Here is a 1,368-nt window from a genome sequence, read left to right as displayed (position 1 = left end):
GCGGCAGAACCGGATGTCCCAGGTCAGCGTGTCGATCCTCGGCGCAGTTTGAGCACAGCCGCCCAGAAGACCCCGATGAGACCCAGACTCGAGGCGATGCCGTCATCGGCTTGGTCGCGAACGAAGCGGCTGAGCGAACTGACCTTGGGCCATGCACGTCTAGTCACAGTTTTGACCGACGACGACTCCGCATTCCTGACATGTGACCTCTGGGGGCAGTGGTCAGCGCCTTCTATCCGTACCAAGGATCCGATGAGCCGGACCTGGGGGCGGCAGTCGGACTGCTCGCCCCATTCGGGACTCGTTGGCGACGCAGGAATCAGCCGCGGCCGGCCCGCTAGGATCGCTCTGTGAAGGTTGTTCTTGCAGGTGGGACTGGCGCATTGGGTCGGAGGTTGGCTGATGCACTAGCGGCCCGGGATCACGAGGTAGTGATCCTTAGCCGCACACCCCGACCCTCGGCGCACCGTCACGTCTGGTGGGACGGCGTCACGGTCGGCTCATGGGCAACCGAGCTCGCTGGGAGCGCAGTAGTCAACTTGGCTGGTGAGTTGGTAGACCGCCGACCGACCACTCAGAACGTCGCTCTGCTTGAACGGTCGCGAGTTGATCCGACCCGGGCCCTCGCGGCAGCCGCATCTTCCCTTGATGCGCCCCTGCCGGTGTGGCTGCAATCCAGCACACTGGCCATCTACGGTGACGCGGGCGAGGCAGTCCTGACCGAGCAGTCCCCACTCGCGCACGAGCCGCCGCAGATGGCGGGCGTCGCCAAGGCATGGGAAGCCGCAGCCGAAGGCGTGAACGCTCAGCGCGCAACTGTACTGAGAACGAGCGTTGTCCTCGATCGGGACACTCCCGCGCTGGATCGACTTGCCGGCGTTGTCCGCTGGGGGCTGGGTGGCCGAATCGCCTCGGGCCAGCAATGGTTCAGCTGGATCCACGTGGACGACTGGCTCGACATCGCCACGCAGTCGATAGAAGGACATGGGGCTGCCGGAGACCTGCACGGAGTGCTGCACGCCACCTCGCCCAATCCCGTTCGAAATGCCGATCTGATGCGGATGCTACGCGGCGTCCTACGCCGACCCGCTGCGCTACCGACACCAGCCTGGGCTGTACGAGCCGGGTCCATCGTTTTGCGAACAGATCCGGCACTTGCTCTGACAGGACGCCGCGCTGTTCCTGCACGACTGCAGGAGGCGGGCTTCGATTTCGCTCACCCCGACCTCGAAGAGACGCTGCAGGACCTCTTACAAGCGCGTTGAGTCAGAGTCGTACGAGCCCGGCCAGTCGGGTACGTAATCGGGACGATGCCCTACCCCAACAGCGGCAGCATCGGATGGCCGCGTGCGCACTCTCGGCGGCAGA

Annotated in this window: 1 protein-coding gene; it reads left to right on the top strand. The window is 65.0% G+C overall.

Going from position 1 to position 1,368, the window contains the following annotated elements:
• Positions 1-350 precede the first annotated feature (350 nt).
• A complete protein-coding gene (locus ACYVLV_RS12205) occupies positions 351-1,265 on the top strand; it encodes a TIGR01777 family oxidoreductase (RefSeq protein ID WP_460810311.1) in 915 nt (304 codons plus the stop codon).
• Positions 1,266-1,368: the final 103 nt, after the last annotated feature.

The sequence above is a fragment of the Nocardioides salsibiostraticola genome (assembly GCF_054783655.1).
Note: the sequence above shows the minus strand (reverse complement) of the source record. Positions and strands in the feature narration are given on the sequence as shown.